At 69.2% G+C, this 18,203-nt stretch carries 12 protein-coding genes and 7 pseudogenes; 10 read left to right on the top strand and 9 right to left on the bottom strand.

Annotation, left to right across the window (positions count from 1 at the left end; translation table 11 throughout):
• Window positions 1–1,170 carry a macrolide family glycosyltransferase gene (locus ABD347_RS15465; RefSeq protein WP_344361344.1) on the bottom strand — a complete coding sequence of 390 codons (1,170 nt, stop codon included), beginning with the start codon at window positions 1,168–1,170 and terminating at the stop codon, window positions 1–3.
• A 258-nt stretch (window positions 1,171–1,428) separates the two neighbouring features.
• Between ABD347_RS15465 and ABD347_RS15460 the strand changes: the two are divergent.
• A pseudogene (locus ABD347_RS15460) lies at window positions 1,429–1,608 on the top strand (kinase); the annotation flags it as partial.
• 379 nt (window positions 1,609–1,987) lie between these two features.
• On the opposite strand, the gene ABD347_RS15455 reads toward ABD347_RS15460, so the two are convergent.
• Entirely contained in the window at window positions 1,988–2,170 is a 183-nt protein-coding gene (locus tag ABD347_RS15455) for a hypothetical protein (RefSeq protein ID WP_344362424.1), read from the bottom strand.
• A gap of 337 nt (window positions 2,171–2,507) precedes the next feature.
• Between ABD347_RS15455 and ABD347_RS15450 the strand changes: the two are divergent.
• Window positions 2,508–3,038 (top strand): annotated as a pseudogene (locus ABD347_RS15450) (VOC family protein).
• A gap of 877 nt (window positions 3,039–3,915) precedes the next feature.
• On the opposite strand, the gene ABD347_RS15445 reads toward ABD347_RS15450, so the two are convergent.
• Window positions 3,916–4,083, bottom strand: a complete 168-nt coding sequence (locus ABD347_RS15445) for a hypothetical protein (RefSeq protein WP_344361342.1) — start codon at window positions 4,081–4,083, stop codon at window positions 3,916–3,918.
• Between the two features lie 9 nt (window positions 4,084–4,092).
• On the opposite strand from ABD347_RS15445, the gene ABD347_RS15440 reads away from it, so the two are divergent.
• Complete coding sequence (locus ABD347_RS15440; protein WP_344361340.1) at window positions 4,093–4,218, top strand: hypothetical protein; 126 nt, start codon at window positions 4,093–4,095, stop codon at window positions 4,216–4,218.
• A gap of 989 nt (window positions 4,219–5,207) precedes the next feature.
• Here the strand turns inward: ABD347_RS15440 and ABD347_RS15435 are convergent.
• The 3 genes from ABD347_RS15435 to ABD347_RS15425 are packed head-to-tail and all read right to left on the bottom strand — an operon-like array spanning window position 5,208 to window position 8,795.
• The gene (locus ABD347_RS15435) at window positions 5,208–6,380 is read right to left on the bottom strand and encodes an MFS transporter (RefSeq protein ID WP_344361339.1); all 1,173 of its coding nucleotides are present in this window, start codon (window positions 6,378–6,380) and stop codon (window positions 5,208–5,210) included.
• A 13-nt stretch (window positions 6,381–6,393) separates the two neighbouring features.
• Entirely contained in the window at window positions 6,394–7,656 is a 1,263-nt protein-coding gene (locus ABD347_RS15430) for a preATP grasp domain-containing protein (protein WP_344361338.1), read from the bottom strand.
• 50 nt (window positions 7,657–7,706) lie between these two features.
• Window positions 7,707–8,795 carry a radical SAM protein gene (locus tag ABD347_RS15425; RefSeq protein ID WP_344361336.1) on the bottom strand — a complete coding sequence of 363 codons (1,089 nt, stop codon included), beginning with the start codon at window positions 8,793–8,795 and terminating at the stop codon, window positions 7,707–7,709.
• Between the two features lie 714 nt (window positions 8,796–9,509).
• Between ABD347_RS15425 and ABD347_RS15420 the strand changes: the two are divergent.
• Window positions 9,510–9,648, top strand: a pseudogene (locus ABD347_RS15420) (restriction endonuclease); the annotation flags it as partial.
• A gap of 317 nt (window positions 9,649–9,965) precedes the next feature.
• Here the strand turns inward: ABD347_RS15420 and ABD347_RS15415 are convergent.
• The gene (locus tag ABD347_RS15415; RefSeq protein WP_344361334.1) at window positions 9,966–10,187 is read right to left on the bottom strand and encodes a hypothetical protein; all 222 of its coding nucleotides are present in this window, start codon (window positions 10,185–10,187) and stop codon (window positions 9,966–9,968) included.
• A 1,315-nt stretch (window positions 10,188–11,502) separates the two neighbouring features.
• On the opposite strand from ABD347_RS15415, the gene ABD347_RS15410 reads away from it, so the two are divergent.
• The 6 genes and pseudogenes from ABD347_RS15410 to ABD347_RS15385 all read left to right on the top strand — a co-directional run bounded on the left by ABD347_RS15410 (window position 11,503) and on the right by ABD347_RS15385 (window position 16,378).
• On the top strand, window positions 11,503–11,904 hold the full coding sequence (locus ABD347_RS15410) for a DUF6153 family protein (RefSeq protein ID WP_344361332.1): 402 nt from the start codon (window positions 11,503–11,505) through the stop codon (window positions 11,902–11,904).
• Window positions 11,905–12,023: 119 nt separating this feature from the next.
• Window positions 12,024–12,650: a DUF305 domain-containing protein gene (locus tag ABD347_RS15405; protein ID WP_344361330.1), complete on the top strand. Its 627-nt coding sequence runs from the start codon at window positions 12,024–12,026 to the stop codon at window positions 12,648–12,650.
• A gap of 158 nt (window positions 12,651–12,808) precedes the next feature.
• Window positions 12,809–13,651, top strand: coding sequence for a F510_1955 family glycosylhydrolase (locus ABD347_RS15400; protein ID WP_344361328.1), 843 nt, complete (start codon window positions 12,809–12,811; stop codon window positions 13,649–13,651).
• Window positions 13,652–13,731: 80 nt separating this feature from the next.
• Window positions 13,732–14,298: pseudogene (locus ABD347_RS15395) on the top strand (DUF4396 domain-containing protein).
• 140 nt (window positions 14,299–14,438) lie between these two features.
• Window positions 14,439–14,848, top strand: a pseudogene (locus ABD347_RS15390) (four-helix bundle copper-binding protein).
• Window positions 14,849–15,754: 906 nt separating this feature from the next.
• A complete protein-coding gene (locus ABD347_RS15385; protein ID WP_344361326.1) occupies window positions 15,755–16,378 on the top strand; it encodes a hypothetical protein in 624 nt (207 codons plus the stop codon).
• Between the two features lie 412 nt (window positions 16,379–16,790).
• Here ABD347_RS15385 and ABD347_RS30670 read toward each other — a convergent pair.
• Window positions 16,791–16,928: pseudogene (locus ABD347_RS30670) on the bottom strand (IS5/IS1182 family transposase); the annotation flags it as partial.
• A gap of 51 nt (window positions 16,929–16,979) precedes the next feature.
• Window positions 16,980–17,389, bottom strand: a pseudogene (gene arr / locus ABD347_RS15375) (NAD(+)--rifampin ADP-ribosyltransferase).
• Window positions 17,390–18,203 lie beyond the last annotated feature (814 nt).

Raw genomic sequence — 18,203 nt, 5'->3', positions numbered from 1 at the left:
TCAGCGGTCCGTCAGCAGTTTCTCCACCACGTCGGCGGCCGCACGGGCCCCTCCCGCGGCGTCGATGTCGTGGCCCATGCGGGCCAGCGCGTCGGGGATCTCCGTGCTCCGGATAACGTTCTGCACGGCTGCGCGCAGAGTCTGCGCGGTTGCCTGTTCACGAGGCAGGTGCACGCCGAGACCCAGGTTCTCCACGAGGGTGGCGTTGACGCGCTGTTCGGCCATCTGCGGCACCACCACCAACGGCACGCCCAGGCTCAAGGCTTCCATGGCGCTGCCCATGCCGCCATGCGTGACGAACACCGAGGCCGCCTTCAAGACGTCCAGCTGCGGGACGCTGGCGTGGACCTCGAACCCGTCAGGGAGCTCGCCCAGGCCTTGCTTCGCGACGTCGGCCCCGACGCTCATCACGACGTGGAAGCCGGTACCGGCCAGGGCCTGGACGCAGGCGCGGTAGAAGTCGGGGCGGCGGTGGAACTGCGAGCCCAGCGACACGTACACCACCGGCCGGCCGTTCTTCGGCGCCGTCCAGGTGCCCTGGAAGGCGCGCGGGGAGATGGCCGGGCCCACCCAGTGCGCCTGCCCGGCCCGCACCGTCTCGGGGCGGCGCTGGAAGGAGCGGGGGAAGAACGCGATGGTCCGTGGTGGAGCCAGCGTCAGGGCGTGCACCCCGCCGGGCAGGCCGAACACCTCCAGCGCCTGCGCCAGCTCGGCAAGCCGCGGGATCTGGGCGATGTCCTCCAGACCGAAGAACTCCTCCACCAACCCGTCGTAGGGCACATGCGTCGGCGCCAGCTGCACCACCGGCACCCCCCACCGGGCCGCCAACAGCGGGCCCGCCCACGCGTAGACGTCGTAGAGCACCGCGTCGGGGCGGTCGTCCGCGAACGCCGCCTCGAGCTGCGGCAGCGAGGTCATATTGACCTCGATCGCCCGCGCCACCCCCTGCCCCATGTCCTCCGGGGCCTCGCCCGCCGCCGGCACTGCGTACAGCACCGGCTCGGCACCCACCGCGCGTACGTGGTCGGAGAACTCCGCCGTCACTGCGTAGGACACCCGGTATCCACGGGCCACCAACTCCTCCACGACGGCCAGGGTCGGAATGACGTGGCCGAGCATCGGCACGTTGAACACCGCCAGATGCACCTTGCGGCTTGAGTCAGTTCGCATCGTTCACTCCAGTTCCTTCGCGACGGTGTTCAGCTCGTAACAAGCTGACCTCGCCGCTCTAACGCCCGCCCCCGGCCCCTGGCTCTCCCGGCACCCTGATTTCACCCGCACGGATGGCCAACCCCCTGACGCCGTGCCCCGCTTCTTGCCCGCCTGCCCTTCCGTCCGCCGCCGGGTCACGTCGGCTCCGGTCAGGTCAGGACCTCTCCCGGCCGGGATCAGCCGTGCCCCGGCCCCACGGCCCAGCGGGAGCAGGTCATGTCAGTGGCCGCCGATATCGTGCCGGGCGTGGTGGGAACTGAAGACACACGTCTGGTCGTGGTCCGCGGCAACAGCGCCTCGGGGAAGTCGTCCGTCGCGGCGGGCCTGCGCGAGACGTTCGGCCGCAACCTCGCGATCGTCAGCCAGGACAACCTGCGCCGGCTCGTCCTGCGCGAAGGCCGTTGTTCGGCCGTCGTGGCACCGTCCCGCCGGTGGGCGGTGCGCCGGCCGGCCGTCGCCCGTACGCTCGGGCGTCTTGCCGACCGGCCGGCGGGTCGTCGCGTGAGCGGCCACCGGGCCGTCCGGTTGTGCGCCGCTGTCCCGCCGTCTGGTCTCCGGCTCCCCGTCGCTGGGCTTGTGCCGTCCGGCTGCCGCGGTGTCGGGCTGCGCCCGGCTGCCGCCATGCCGTCGTTGGCGTTCCGTCCACCGTGCCGCGCGTCCGTCGGGTTCCGCTGTCGGCCCCGCCCGTTCGCCTGCGCCGGCCACTGCCCGCGCCCCGCCGGTGCGGCTGCCCGGCCGCCGCCCACGCCCCGCGGTCGAACGTTTTGCAACGGGCTCATGCGGCCGGCGGGGTGCCGGTGGGCGGGGTCTGGTCGGCGGGTTGGTCCGGGCTGCTGACGGCGCCGCTGTTCGTTGCGGTGTTCATGGCCGAGCAGATGTCCGACGCAGACTCGCGCGGCATCTTGAGCGCCCCGGAGATTGCCCGACACGGCCGCCGCCCCATGTTCACCAGCGGCATGAAAGCCCTCCTGGAGTGAGCTGGTGGGTGCCGGCCATCCGGAACCCGAGGGGACCCCGGTCTTGGTCCGGGCTTCTGTGCTGTGGCCGCCAGGCTTGTCGGTGTACGACTGGAGTTCCCGGTCGCGTGCGCGCCGCCGAGCCCAGCGGCGAACGGAGCGGTAGGCAGCGTGGCACTTCGATCAGCCGCTGCCTCGCGAGGTGAAGGTCATCGATTCGGCTTCGCTGCTCAAGCTGGAGGAGCGGGCGTGCGACCTCCGCCTGAACCAGCGGTTGGACCCAGCCTGGGTGCAAGCGAATCCGGTGCCGGACGGAACTCACTACCTGTGGCCGGCCTTGTGGAACAGAGGCACACCGCGCCCGAGGGTTACACCAGCGTTGCGCTGTGGGTGGTCACCGACGACACCGGTGCGCTGCTCGACTTCCTCGCCGCCGCGTTCGACGGCGAGGAACTCGCACGGGCGCCGGTCGAGGACGGCACCATCGGTCACGGTGAGACCGTATGGGCGACACGGTAGTGCTGGCCTTCGACCCGACGGGCCGACTGGCCGGTGATGCCCTCGCTGCTGCGGGTCTACGTCCCGGGTGCGGACGCTGCCATAGCCGCTGCTGTTCGCACGGGGCGCAGGTGGTCACCGAGGTCGCAGACAGCGCGTGGGGGGATCGCGGCGGCCGGATGTGGGACCCGTTCGGCAACATCTGGTGGGTGGTGAGCCGGATCGAGGACGTCGCACCGGACCAAGTCTGGGAGCGTATGCTCGAGCCGAAGTACGCCGAGGCGATGCGCACGGCCCCAGGAGACGCTGGATGTCACGCTGAGGGGCCGGGATTCAGGGGTGGCGAGTGCCCTGCGGCGCACGGCCCACTAGCCCTTTCCGGGCTCGTGGTGCTGACCGCGAGCTGGGCCCTGCCTGCGCAACAACGAGACTCCTGGCAGACGGGTTCCCGGCCGAGACCGCCCGTGACTGCCAGGAGCTTCGCATGGCGCCCACCCGTCGACTCAGCTCATTCTGAAACGATCAGTAAAACCGATAACCGCAGTGTCGGGCTGGTCCGCTGGTGGCGAACGCGCCCGCCGCTGTCCCGCCTTTCGCCGGCGTCGCGTCGTCGGCGCCTTCTGGCTTGTTGTTCGGTTTCCGTGCTGGAGCGCGCGGACTGGTGAGTCGGTTTCCCGGTGAGTCCGGCGGCAACGGTCGTCGGGCCGCCGCTGTTCGGGTGCCGCCCCGGTGCCGCGTCGCCGCCGTCGTCCCGATGACCGACGCCGCCGATGTCCCAGCGTCGCTGTGCGAGGCGATCGGCGAGGACCTCGAGCGCGGCCTCGCCGCCCGCCACTACGCGATGTCTGGCGACCGCCACGCTCGCGCGGCAGCGTCCTGCGACCGCTGCTCCTCAGTGGTGCCGGTTGGCTGGTGATCGTCTTCTCAGCGAATGCGCAACCTGAAACATTGTAGGTACAACCTGGGCCGGAGGCTCTGCAAACTGCTGCCTGAGCTTAGGCGACAGGGTGTGTGCCAAAAAGTCGTCCTGCTCTCTGCCGTTCGTGACACTCTTCGTAAGGGATATCCCTATGCGTGACCTAAAGAAGAAGGCTTTCTCCGCTCTGCTTGGTGGTGTCATGGCTGGAGGTCTCCTCCTCGTGGCAGGGTCACCGGCCTCCGCGGCCACCTGTCCTTCGGGGGCGGAGCCAGTGGTCCCCGGCGGTAAGGCGAAGTGGACGCTGGCGTGTTCTGGTGGAACCCTCTCCGTCTACGGCTGGGTGGAGGACACACGCCGGGACGGAAAGTGCGCGAAGGTGACGGCGAAGCCGTCCAACTCCAGCAACAGCTTCTCCAGGACTGCTTGCGGGAAGGGTGAGCGCACCAACTTCGACTTCAAGTTCGCGGGCACGTCGAGTGCCAGGGTGGAGCTGTCCACGTTCTGAGCGTGGCTCGGGCGATGGAGGCGGTGCAGGCCGGGCTGCGGGACGAGACGAATGCAACATGGCTGGCAGTGCTGGATGAATCCTTGGAGGTGCTCGCTTCCGAGACGGAACTTGTCGACGCCTCCTGAGCCCGAGCCCGCAGCGCACCACGCCGCCGACGAGGGGCGGCATCCCCAACGACGCCGGCGGCCCGCACTCGGCCCTGGCCAGCAGCGGTACTCGCAGCGGTGGAGGCGTGGACGGGCGTCGGCTTCGGTGGTGCCGAGCCGGGGTTGGCCGGTGTGCGCACTGAACTGCGCTCCGAGGGCGGCCGGCGCACGCTGGGCTGTCTGCTCCCGGTCGCGCGCCGACCAGCGGTCGTCGGCCTGGTCGTCGGTGCCGCGGACGATGGAGCAGGGTCAGCCCGTGCAAGTGGTATGGCCATAGCCCGTAGGCGTTCTCGCGGACGAAGGGCCGTTCGATCAGCCGCAGGGCCGGTGCTTCGTGCGGCAGTCGGGCGGTCGCGGTGGCCAGTTGCAGGTCGAAGGCGTCAAGAAGGGCCACGGAGCGCAGGACGTGCCGTTCGTCGGTGGTGAGGTCGGACAGGGGGCGGGCGATCAGCGCCGGGGGAGCCGCAGTGGAAGTCGGCCAGCTGTGGCGTGCGGCTGGTGCGGCGACCTCCAGGCAGCGCATCACCGGCAGATCGAGGTAGATCGGCGGGCCGTGGGAGCGGCCGTTGATGACCTGTCGGATCTCCTCGCTGATGAGCGGTTCGCCGTCACGGGGCAGCCGGCGGGCAAAGCGGTCGTCACAGTCCTCAGGGGAGAAGTCGCCGATCGCACCCCCCTCGCATCCTTGGCGGAGGACCGTCGAGGAGTGGCAGGACGAGGAACTGCCGGCCTGACGTGCTGAAGCCGGGGCCACCTCCTGATCTGGAGGCACTAGCTTCAAGCGTCTTCGGGGTCCCCGGGGACTTCGCAGGCTGCGTGGCCCACGTAGGCCGTTCGGGCAGGGCGGATCGTCGGAATGTCTCCGGGCTGCGACCAGGCGATGCCTGCCTGTTCAGTCGCGCCACCAACGAGGGGTCGGTCGTCGCACCTGATGCCATTCGCGGCACTTGGCGTTGCATAACGGGCGGTTATCTCGGGATGCGTTCCTTGCCCGCCGGAGGCCTGTGCCTGAGCCACGTTGCCGCGGTCAGCAGGAGCGTGGTGCCGGTGGCGATGAGGACGGCGGTGTCGGGTGTGGTGGCGGTGAGGAGGAGCCCGGTGACGGCGGCGCTGAGGCCGTAGCCGATGCCGCTGCCGGCGTACAGGGCGGAGTAGCCGACGGGGTGAAGGTCGGCGGGGAGTTGTTCGCGGAGGGTGAGGTTGCGGGTGATCAGTACGGCTGCCTGCAGGAGGCCGGTGAGTGCGAGGAGGCTGGCGATCATGGCCGAGGTGGGGGCGAGTGCGGTGGCGGTGACTCCGGCGATCATGAGGATGAGCAGGAGGGTGCTCTGGCGTTCCACGGTGCCGGGCCAGGTGCGGGCGCCGTAGATGAGGCCGCCGAGGATGCTCGCGAGGGCGAAGCCGGTGAGGATTGGGCCGCTGTAGGCGACGGGCAGATTTCGGTGTTCGAGCAGTGCGGGCAGCGTGAGTTCGATGCTGGCCAGCAGGTACATGGCGGCGATGCTGGTGAGGTAGACGGGCCAGGCGGTCAGGGCTTGTTTGAGAGGGGCGCGTTGTTGGTCGTCGGTGGCGCCGGTTTTGTCGGGCAGCAGCCACAGCAAGGCGGTGGCGGCGAGCGTGGCGAGTGTGGCGAGGATGAAGGGGGTTTGGGGGGCGGCTGCGAGCGCGAGCACGGAGACCAGGGCGGGTGAGGCGGCCCAGACGGCCATGTTGAGCGTGGATTCGAGGCTGAGGGCGGTGTGGAGGTGCTTCGTCGGGGCGAGGTCCTCGGCCATGGTGCGGAGTGCACCGGGTGCGGCGGCCGCGGCGGCGCCGGCGATTGCGGCCAGGGTCACCACGAGCACGGTGCCGGGGGCTGGAAGGAGGGCGAGGAGAGCGAAGGCTGCGGCGGACACGCCGAGCCCGGCGGCGATCTCGCGACGGTATGGGCGGGTGCGCAGGCGAGTACTGAGAAGTGGGGCGCCTATGGCTTCCGCGATGGCGTACGCGGCGGCCATGGCGGCGCCGCCGCTGTATCCGGCGTCTGTACCGCGCCCGTAGAAGAGGAACGCGAGTGGCGCCATCGCCACTGGCAGGCGGCTGGCCGTCACGACTGCGGCCCAGATCGAGACGTGCTTGGTGAACAGGCCGCGGTACGCCACGGGTGGTGGTCCCTTACTTGTCGTGCTGGTTGAGGAGAGTGGTCAGCTGTTCTTCGAGGACGTCGGCTTCCTCGTGATTGTGGGCGAGGATCACGTACTCGAGGTTGCCGGTGGCGGCGGTGTCGTCGGAGGCGATGACGATGCCGCGCTGGTGTGGGGGATCCCAGGCGAGCCCGTGTTCCTGGATGGTGTGCAGAAGTCGGTCGAGCGCGGGAGCCCGGACGTTGAACCTGCTGATCAGGACGTGGCTGTCCGTCCAGCGCGGGCCGACGAGGCTCTTGGCGATGTGGTGCAGGTGGGTGCTGCCGCCCAGGCGCGCGTTGACCTCGTTGAACCAGGTATTGCCGGCCTGGTCGATCACTGCGTCGATGCTGGCCAAGCCGCGATAGCCGAGGCTCTGCATGAAGCGGGCCATACGCAGAGCTTCATCGGTAAAGCGCTCCCAGGCCGGGCTGGGCACGTTCCTGGGGGGCAGCGCGAGTCCGGCGAGGATCGGGGGGTGCTGGGCGGTACGGAGCTGTCCTCCGTTGAGGAGGACGGGCTCGCCACGCTCTGGGCAGTCGACCTCGACGTACACGGACGTGCAGCCGGGGTGGAACGCCTCGAGGACGACCTCTCCGTGGGGGGCGTGGGTGGCGGTCAGGCCGGCTTCTTTGAGTACCTGTTCGTGATCGGTTGGGTCGTCCAGGACGATTGTGTGCAGGGCTCCTACGCCTTCCAGGTCAGGGTCGGTGGTGACCACGATGTTGCCGTGGCCGCCGACCGCGCGGTCGCGTTTGAGGATGACAGCCCGATGTGCGGCCAGGAGCTGATGCAGGGTGTGGGTCAGATCCTCGCTGGTGCGGCACGGTATACCGTCTGGAATCGAAAACCCGGCCCCTGCTGCCAGGGCGCGGAAGACGACCTTGCTGTTGAGCAGTTCCGCGCCGCCTTCCGCCATGAATCGTGATCCGGTGGCGAGGCCGAGCTCACGCGCGAACACCTCGGCGCCACGGTCGTGGATGTAGGGGCAGAATTCCCAGTCCGGAGTCACCAGCCCCCTCAGACGGCCGAGGATCTCCTCCGAGTGCAGCAGGTCCTGGGTGAGGAGGTCAGCACCCGGCGCGATCACATGAATGCGGTCCGGGGACATGCCCGTGTGCTGCGCGACGTGATCGAGAAAGGCACCGGGCACGGGTCGGGGCAGGACGAGGACGTCGCCGTCCCGCATCAGCCACACCAGGCGCTTCATCGCGAACAGGATGCCGTCGAAGTCTTCCTGGGCGAGCAGGTCCATGCGGTCGACCATGTGCTCGGTGCAGGCGTTGCCGAGCCAGAGACGAGGCATCAGAGGTCGGCCTTTCCGCCCATGGCGTCCAGGTACCAGACCTGTAAGAACCCGTTGTCGTCGACGCGGGCGTTGTCGGGAAGCTGCCAGCCGGGAACCCAGGACATCCTCTCCTCGTACCGGTAGCCGGTCTGGATCAGGATCCGGTTGTGCTCGTCCCGTTCGATCATCGCGCCCTCGTACAGCGGCACTTTTCCGACATCTGTCATCAGCGTGAAGTGCGGGCGCGCACGGCCGGACGTCAGGCCTGAGGCCCCCAGCCGGCGGTGCAGCTCCAAGCCCTCCTGAACGGACGTGCGATGGTGGTCCATGCCGCGGATCGGGACGCAGTGGAACAGGTAGTGCGCCTCGATGTCCATGTAGCGCAGTTCATCGAAGAGCTCGACGAGGGTGTCGAGGTTGTCGTTGAGCCCGCGCAGGAGCACCGTCTGGTCGTAGATTCGTGCCCCGGCCTCCTGAAGTGCCGCGTATGCCTCCCTCACCTCGGGAAACAGCTCGCCCTTGTGGTTGATGTGTGTGGCGACCTCGACCCGGAACGTCGAGCGGCGCCGCAGCGCACGCTGCATACGGGCGTCGACCCGGCGTGGATCCTGGAGCGGTACCCGTGTAGCGATGCGCACGATCTGGATTTGCGGGGCGTGTTCTTCCAGCGCGTCCAGCAGCCACTCGATCCGGTCGACCAGGATGAGCGGGTCGCCGCCGGTGACCAGCACCTCACGCACATCCTTGTTCGCCGGATCCGTGCCGCAGTAGCGGGCGATGAGTTCCAGGTCCTCACGGGAGAGCGTCGCGGTGTCGTACTGCCCGCGGATGCACCAGCGGCAGTGGGCGGCACAGATCGTGGTTGGCTCGACCAGCAGCGTGCGCCGGTACAGCTTCTCGACGCCGCGCAGTTCACGTCCCTCGAACTCGGTACGCATTTCCGACTGGTAGTGACGTGACACCTCGAAGGTCTGCTCCAGCCCCTCAGACGGATCGACGACGTATTGCAGGTCGAGGAAGGGGAGTGGCTTACCGGCTTCCTCGATCTTCTTACGTAAGTAGGGGGATATCTTCTCGGCGAAGACGCCGTTCTTGGCTCCGGCCATGACAGGAGGACCTGTCCTTTCAGGGTCGCTGAACGGGACATGACGCTTTGCCCTTGGCCGAGGGCAAAGCGCGCAGGCCGACGGGACCGTGCTGGGTGTCTGGTCCGGCAGCCCGACAGTGCGGCAGTCGCCCCGCGTCACTGGGTAGGTGACGGGGGCTCACCGCCGCCCCATCGGAACATATGCCAGATGCATGCAATATGGCGCGCGTCACGTTTCGTGACGTTGAGGAGCAAACGAAGGCAAACACTCGCCGAACGGAGGGCATCTTGGCTGCTCAGAGCTGCAAACTGCCCCATCAGCCACATCCGGCCATTCTCTGACTGGCCGTTGAGCGACGCAGTGCACACCCCGCTATGGCCTCGGCGGCCAGCGCGACTTCTCGCCACCCGCCTGATCCACCGGGCTCAGCCGAACCGGATGCTTTCTTGGCACTCCGGCGTGCGCGTCGGTCGAGGCAGACCCTCGACCGAATACCGGCTTCCCTGCCCGGCAGCGCCATCCTTCTACGGAGAAGTGGGCCCTGGGATCTCCGCTGCCATCCCGACCGCAGCGACGCGGACATCCTGCGGTGAGGCCCGCCAAACCGAATCGAACGTGCGCTTATTCACGCCATGGCCGGAACCGACTTCCGGATGATCTCCGAGCTGCGCAGACCCGTCTCCCTCAGGCGACTACCGAGCTGGGCACGCTGTGTCGGAAGCTGCCCTGGAGCGTCGAGCCGCTGCCCAGTGCAAACACCGCCGCCAGGGCCTCGCCGGCTCCGCCGATAAGCACCCCGGGCCTCCAGGTCCTCAACGGCACCGCCCGCCAGATCCACGGCGCCGACATCGTGGTCATCGTGACCAATGGACTCCCCGGTTGGCTGCTTCTGTCGCCATACGGACCGTGATCTTGTCGACCGGGTCCAGCAGGCGGCGGCAGCCGCATGCAGCGTGGACGCACGGGCGGACCTCGTCAACCGCCTCGTACTCCTGAGGTCCAGGGTCCGCCGCAACTGATCCATCCCGCGCTGCAGGGCCAGCATCAGTTGCTCTTGAGCGGCGTCATCTGCCGGCTGGTCCTGTGGAGTTGTTGCCGCGCCTTCCCCCCCCCCGTGCCCCGCGCGGCCGGCTCCCAGTCAGCCAACGCGGGGTGCCCGTCTCCTTGACGCATGCCAAGGCGGCTGTGTCAGCGCACACCCTTGGGCGGCATGCCGGTGTGCAGCGGAAACTCCGCTGCTGGAGCGGGATTGTCGACGCGCACGTACCCGTACGCGCCCATGACTTCCGTCTGAAAGCCCGGGATCAGGTCAGCTCCCACCTTGGCGCGGGAGGTGTCGTTGTCCGCTCCGGAGGCGAGAAAGCGGACGAGGCGCCGACGGCGGTGGCCCTCGCGTCGCAGGCCGCGCACAGCGGCTCTCCGCGGGCAGCGGCGTCCGACTCGGTTCCAGAAGTGGGCGGGTCAGCACCCGATGAAAGCTGTTGGGTACCTGGGCGTCCCCGCCGCGCTCTTCGGGCTGTTCATGGGGCTCATCCTTGGTCTGACAGCGGTATCAGAGCGGCTGCGGCAGCGCAGGTTCAAGCGTCTGAGAGTATGGGACGGCTTTTGAGGGGGCCAAGCTCACGAGCGGTGGTTTATGTCCCGTCCTTGCCTCGATCCTCATGCTGTAGCGGACAGCTTCGTCTCGGCTGGAGTGGCCGATCGGAGACCAGTGAGCGTTGAAGGAGGGTGGGGGTGCCACGAACCCCGAGGAGTGCGTTCTTCGATGGCCCGGGTTGGGCGTGCTTGAGCATCGTGTTCTGTGGGTGGACGGCAGCCAGTAGCGGTACCGCGCCCTGGGTGAGGGTTGCCGCGGCGTTGACGCTGGTGGCCTGGGTGGTGTTGCTGGCGAGGCACCTTCTGCGGTGTGCCCGTGGCCGCAGGTCTTCCGAGTCGGCTGGATCGGCGTCCTGAAGGACGCGGAGACCGGTGACGGCCTGCCGCCCGGGAGGGCGGCAGGCGGGCGGGGGGCATGCCCGGACACGGACACCGCTACCGGGTGCTTTTGCGTCACCGCGCCCGCCGTCAGCTTCGGCACGATCACCTCGGCGAGCAGCTCGCCGTACTTCTCCACCAACGTCCCTTGGCCGTGTTCAAGCTCTTCTGTCCGATCCGGTGACGTCCCCGCGTGCCCGCTCGTCGAAGCCGATCGGACCCGCCCGGGCACGGCGGAACACCTGGGCGGCTGCGCACTGCCAGTACGCACCCCAGACGGGTAACCCGGTCCCGGAGTCAGGACGTCGGGCCGTGGATGCGAACCGGCTCGCCGATCCACCGGTCGGGTGCGGCGGTGGCGATGATCGCCCCATCGGCGTGGTCCGGAGTCGGCTTGAGGCATCGACTGGCTGGCCGAACGGCACCGGCGCTGGCCGGTCGCGGCCAACCCGCACTTGATCATCTCGCAGCAGTCCGCGCTCGACACCCCCCCCAGCCAGTCGTCACCGCCAGCAAGTTCAACGACACCTTCACCCGCGCCGGACTCACCATGCAGCAGGTTCGTCAGGGCCCGGATCCTGGTCGAGGCCCGAGAGCGGGCCGACCCGCTTCACCTCATGCGACTGTTCGGACTCAGCGACGGCGCTGCCATGCGCTACCTCACCGCCGCCCACCCCGAACGCACCGCCAAGCTGCCCCAGGTAGGTGGTGTACGGCCGGCGGCCGCGTGCGCGGCCCGTACGATGGCGGCATGGCCGGTACGCAGATCGTCACGGACAGGCGCCCCGCCGGGCGCCTGCTCGTGCTGCTGGTACTGGCTGTGCTCACCGGCGTGCTGGGCATGCACGCCCTGCCTCCCAGCGGGGCGCCTGCGGCGCACACCGACGCCGGGCACACCATGGTGGTGGCCCACGCCCCCGAGCACCACGTGAGCGAACCCTGCTCTCACACTGCGGGCGGATCCGATCACTTGGATCACGCGGACGGCACGTGTGCGGCCGCTGGTATCGGCTCCCCTTACGCACCCCCGGCGCTGGCCGCGGCCCTCATGGACGTCCCCGCCAGTGACGGCCTGATGAAGACGGCACCGGCTTCGGCCGCGAGCGGGCGAGCCCCGCCCGACCTGTCCGAGCTGCAACTCCTGCGGATATAGAGCGCCCCGCACGGCACCCCTGCCCTCGTTCTCCGGTGAGCGGTGCCGTGCCTGTGCACGCCCTCATTTCCACCACTTGCGCGTCCCGGGTCGGGGCAGCGTGAAGGAGTTGCACCACCATGAACAGCAAGCGTTCCCTCATCGGTCGTACCGCCGCTGTCGCTGCCGCCGGTGCGGCCGCGCTTGTCCTGGCCGCGTGCGGCGGAGGCGGCGACAGCTCGGCCGGGCACGACGGCCACAGCATGAAGTCCCCCTCGGCCTCCGCGTCGGCCTCTCAGGGGCAGCACAATGCCGCCGACGTCACCTTCGCCAAGGGGATGATTCCCCATCACCGCCAGGCGATCGAGATGGCTGACCTCGCGCTGTCCCGGGCTGAGTCGGTTGAGGTGAAGAAGCTCGCCGGAGATATCAAGAAGGCCCAGGACCCGGAGATCAAGACGCTGTCCGGCTGGCTGACGTCCTGGGGCGAGGAGGTGCCCGCCGAGGGCGCCACGGACCACTCGATGCACGGCGGGGGCGGGATGATGACCGCCGAGGAGATGCGGCAGCTCAAGGAGTCCTCTGGGAAGGCGTTCGACACCGCCTTCATGGAGATGATGATCAAGCATCACGAAGGCGCGGTCGAGATGGCGGAGGCCGAGCAGACCGACGGCGTCTACGCGCCGGCCAAGGAGATGGCCGGGCGGATCATCACGTCGCAGAGTGCGGAGATCGAGCAGATGAACAAGCTGCTCGGCAAGAACTGACCCCCTTTTTGAGCCGCGAGGGGCGGGCGCTCGAGAGTGCCCGCCCCGCCCCTGGCGCACCCAGCTGCCGTCCCTCTCCCATACAACAGCTTGGACCTAGCGTGATCATCCCTGCCCGCATACCCCGCCGCCGTTCTAGCGCCGCATCCCTCCTGGCGGTGGCCGGCCTACTGCTCGCCGCCTGCTCCGCCCCCGACACCGGTGACCGGTCCGTAGCACCGGACCCGGGGACCGGCCATCTGCACGGGCTGGGCGTCGACCCGGCCGACGACACGGTCTACGCCGCCGGCCACCACGGCGTCTTCCGTCTCAACGACGGCACAGCTCACCGCGTGGCCGACCGCTACCAGGACACGATGGGCTTCACCGTCACCGGTCCGTCCACATTCCTGGCCAGCGGCCACCCCTCCCCGACCGACCCCCGGGCCCGCTCCCCGCACCTCGGCCTGGTCCGCAGCACGGACGCCGGCCGGACCTGGACGACGCTGTCGGCCGAAGGGCAGGCCGATTTCCACTCCCTCCAGTCGGCCGGCCCGGTCCTGTACGGTTTCGACAGTCAGAGCGCCAAGGTGTGGGCCAGTACCGACGACGGTCGCTCCTGGGACCAGCGGGCCGAGCTGCCGCTGCTCGACCTCGCCGCCCACGCCGACAGCCCGCAGATCGTGTGGGCCGCAACCGGAGAGGGCCTTGAGCGCAGTACCGACGGCGCCCGCACCTTCCGGCCCGTAGTCGGCGCGCCCGCTCTGGTCGCCGTCGAGGAACCCCGGTCCGGCGCGCTCGTCGCCCTCGCCGCCGACGGTCGCGTGCTTCGCAGCCGTGACGGTGGGGTGTGGAGCGAGCATGGCCGCCTCCCCAGGGGCGGTGAGCCGACCGTGCTCACGGCCGTGACCGCCCGGGACCTGCTGGCTGCCGACAGCACCGACACCGTCTACCGGTCCACCGACGCCGGCCGCACCTGGACTGTCCTCCACCAGCCGTCCCCGAAGACACAACACCCCTAGAAAAATACCCCCCGGGGTACGCGGTTCTGTGGGTGTGGAGCTCGGCAGCGGGACACTGGACGGGAATGAGGATGAAGGTCATGGACCGCAGCACTCACCACACATCCGCCGCGCACGACCACGACGCTCACTAGGCCGGCCACGCTCAGGCCAGCACTCGCCGCCCATGAGCACGGGCAGGCAGGGGCATCGTGGTCGACCGCGGTCAAGGCGACCCTGCACTGCCTGACCGGGTGCGCCATCGGCGAGAAACTGGGCATGGTCATCGGCACGGCCCTGCTGTGGGGCAACGTGCCCACCATGATCCTGGCGATCACCCTGGCGTTCATCTTCGGCTACTCATTCACGCTGTTCGCGGTCCGCGGCCGGCCTGGACTTCAAGAGCGCGGTCGAGCGTCGAGAGCTTCGCGACGACCGACGGATCAAGGCCGCACTCGCCGCGGACACCGTGTCGATCGCGGTGATGGGTTCGCCGACAACGCGATCATCGCTCTCACGCCGGGCGCGATGGACGAGCACCCGTCCGGCGGACTGTTCCGGTCGGCCCTGCTGGGGGCTTCGCCGTGGCCTTCGTGATCACGACTTCGGTGGACAAGTGGATGATCGGCCGCGGCAAGGGCCACGCCGTCGTCCGCGCCTGCCCCTGACCACAGCCCGCTCGGCACCGCGCCCGGCCGATTTTCACGGGGCGGCTGGGCGCGTTCGTGGTCAGGGGCATGAGCTGGGGATGTGCCCGGGCTGGAAAGGCGGCCGTCCCGGTTCCCCCCCGCGCGGAGAGGGCGGCACGATGTCCAGCACCGTGAAGGACATGCTCGCCACCTACCCGGCCGACCTCGGCGACATCGACCAGGCCAAGCTCACCGCTGCATGGAGGAGCGCATCGCCCGCGTGCCGGCGTGTTCGGCATGTGCGGACGACTGCCCGTCCGAGGGCGTGGTGGTCGATCTGGCCAAGTGCGTCCGCACCGACATGGACGGCACCGACATCTGCGCCGCCACAGACTCGGTCCTCTCGCGGCACACCGGCTGCGACGCCAACATCACCGGCGCGATCCTTCGGGCGTGCGCCATGGTCTGCAAGGCGTGCGGCGATGAATGTGAACGGCACGCGGACATGCGCGAGCACTGCCACGTCTGCGCCGAAGTCTGCCGCTGCTGCGAGCAAGCGTGCAACCAACTCCTCGGCGCGCTCGGCTGACGCTCGCCCACTCGTCCGTCCCCGCCGTAAGTCGAAGCCCCGGACGGCAGGGTGGGAAGCCCGGTCCCACGCGTCCTGGGGAGACACGGCTCACAGGAGATCGACGGCCAACGTGCCGCTATGCTCCCGGGCATGGTTGTGGCCCGGGCGACCCGTAGCGCGCCACGGTTCCGCTTTCGTGCAGCGGGCCCGTGGCGAACGTGGGTGCTGGCCGCGCTTTTCCTGACCCTGATGTACACCCACGGTGTCAGTGCGGAGAGCGCCGCAGGCCACGCCCATCTCGGGGCGCCGACCACTGCGGTAGCCCTGAACGCTCAGGACCCGCATACCGCCGGGCACAGCCACGGGACGCCCGCCCCGCACTCCGGCCAGAGGAACACCGGCCACCAGGACGTTCCGGAGCCCGAGCACGCGGCTCACCAGTGTGTATCCGGCCAGCCTCAACAGGGCGCTGCGCTGCCCGGCCCGTGCGAGACCGTGGCCCTTCACCGCCCTCCGTACGCGTATACATCGCGCGCGGCTCGGCCTGTCACGGCCCTCTTGGCCGCTGCCCCCGTGCCCGATTCAGTGGTCCTGCGAATCTAGACCTCACGCCAGCCAAACGGTCGACGTACCTGTCGGGCATACCCTTCGCCGTCTCCGCCAGTGCACCAGCGGTGGCTCGAGCATGCCCTGCGATGCCGCCTTGGCTGCCATGCCGCGAAGAGGGCGCTGCACGGCCCGGCGAGTCCGATCGCCGGCCCCGTCCCGCCCGCCTGTCTCGTTGAGAGCCCCAGGCCTCACTGCACTTTTCCTGAAGGGTCCGCTTTGTCCTCCTCGCCCACTTACGCCACGACGCCCCCGCCCTCGAGCCCGGCGCAGCCGACTCGTAGCCAGCGCCGCTCCAGGAGCAAACGGGAAGGCGCCTTGCTGCCCTGGCGCTATCTCGGCTACGTCGGCTACTACGTCGGTGCCGGCCTCATCAGCGGCGCGGTGGTCCACCACCCCATGGCCCCCACCCGCTATTCGTTGATCGCCGCGTCCGGCGTACTGGTCTTCCTGCTCGCGACCGTCCTCAACGACATCATCCTGGCGACCGAGAGGCAGCCCCTGTCACGCATCCTGCGCGTGCTCGGTACCTCGACGATGCTCTCGTTCGGCCTGGGCATGCTCAGCGGCGGTATGCAGCACTTCGCAGACCTCCCAGAACGCTGTGCCGTACTGATACCCCTGGGCATCGTCCTGTCCTTCGTCGCCTTCTTCCTGAAGGAGGCCAAGCGACCCTGGCGGCGCATCCTCAGCCTCACGGGCCTGGCCATCCTCGTCGTGGCGGCCCTCACCTTCCTCGGCCTGCGCCACATCGCCCCCACCATGGCCGAGTCCGGGGGCGGACACAGCCACAGCGACGCCGTGACCGAGAAGAGAGGCGACGAAGGCCCCGAGGACCACCACGGCAGCAACCCCACCAGTCCTCCCTCCCAGCCCGCCGGGGCTCCGGAAGACACCCACCCCAGCAAGGAGCCCGGGCACGACGACGGCCACCAGCACTGAGCCAGCCTGCTCCCGCCGCCAGAAGACAGACAGAGTGAAACCCGGCAGGCCGAGGGAGCGCGGCTCGAGTGCCTGACCCGCCGGTGACCGCGGTCCGCTGCCAAGCTGATGCGGCCCTGTCAGCGCCCGTACTGCCCCGCGCGGGCCGGCACCCGTTGGGCGCAGCGTGGCTGTGGGACCTGCTGGTGCTCCTGGCAGCGGCGCCCGTAGCGGGTTACCCCCGCGCGGCTTGAACCCCGACAGTGCGGCCGCCGTCAGGAGCGCCAGCAGGGCGGCGGCCGCGTCCACGATTAGCTGGATGCGCATGCCCCGGGCATAGTCTTCGGCCTACCGGCCCTCGTCCGTGAGCCTCTACGGCGCGGGCGGCCTGGCGGCGGAGGGCGCCGCCGTCGAGGTTGTCGAGCGCGGCCGTCAGCGCGCGGCCCCACGGCCGTCCCCGCCGTGTCTGTGTCCGCGCCCTCGCTGCGCGTACGGTCACCAGCTTGCCGAAGCAGCGCGGGCTCGGCCCGGTGAACGGAGCTATCCAGGACGGCTCCGAAGCCGTGACCACACCAGCCCCACCATGATCATGTCACCGTGACCAGCGGTTACCGGGCAACCTTCAGTTGATGATTTCGGCGCGGTCGTCCAGACGGATTGCGGCCAGCCGGTCTCGCCACACCTGGAGAGCTTCAGGTGTCTGTCGGGTCCAGTCCGTGACCTCGCCAATGATCCGGAGCGGTTCCCTGCTGCGATGGAGCGGGTGGGATTGCCAGGGAACTTCTTGTCGGTGACGTTGGGATCGTTCTCGAACTCCCCGGTCGGATCGACGACATACACTCGGGGGGTCCCGTCGCCGGCGGCGAGTTCAGCGGCGAGTCCCGCGCCGTCGCGCAACGCAGTGAAGTAGACGTGGTTCATCACGATTTCGGGCCGGTAGTTAGAACGGAAACCTGCGGTGAGGTGATCACCGACCTGCAGCTCGGCCTTTGTGCCGTGGAAGAACGGCCCCTCGTCCAACGCTTCGTCCATCGACACAGGTTATCAAGCCAAGCTGTCGCGACGGCGAACCATCCAGGACCGCTCGCACGCCGTGAGCACAGCAGCCAAACCAAGATCATCCAACCCTGGCCAGTAGTTACGGGACAACCCCTTGCCGAACAGCGTCTGCCGTCCGCGGCCCCGGCCGTGCGGCTGCGGTCGCCCACCTCAAGGGCCACCTACGAGCGCCGTCACCGAATCTTGTGCTGAGGCATACTGCGCGTGTCGGATGGAGAGCTGCCGCACACACCTCCGTCCCGACGAGCGGCATGCGCGTGCTCAGCCCTGGCGGTGCGGCGGACCGGTCGTCCTGGCCGTGACCACCGACCGGGAAGGACGCTGGTGGCAGACCATGGAGTGCTGCTCGCGGTGCGCGGCCGCCACCCCTGGAGCGAAGACCGCGGCCACCTCCCAGCCGCCCGGACCGCAGCCCACCGACCGCCCGGCACCCACAGACACGGCCACAGGCGGGGGCGCGCTGCAGCTCTCCGACCACCAAGTCGCCGCCGACCAGTTCCGGCTCCCCGCTCCGCACCTGCGCGGCGCCGCTCACCGCAGGCGAAGATCGCCCAGCGGGTCATCCCACACGACCTGCGGCCCGTCGCCTTGCGGGACGAACTCATCGAACGCGGTGGACCTCTTCCGCGCTTACCAGCAGCGCGAGCAGCCCGACCTGGCGCTGCTCGCCGACACCGATGAGTTTTCCGCGCCGCGCCGGTCTGTACGCGTGAGACCGACTTACTGATCGTTTCAGAATGAAGTTCGTTGTGAGGCTTGGCAGTTGAGTGTTGTGTCGGCAGGATCT

The sequence above is a fragment of the Streptomyces gobitricini genome, from assembly GCF_039532985.1.
GTDB lineage: Bacteria > Actinomycetota > Actinomycetes > Streptomycetales > Streptomycetaceae > Streptomyces > Streptomyces gobitricini.
This window is presented reverse-complemented; position numbering and strand designations above follow the sequence as displayed.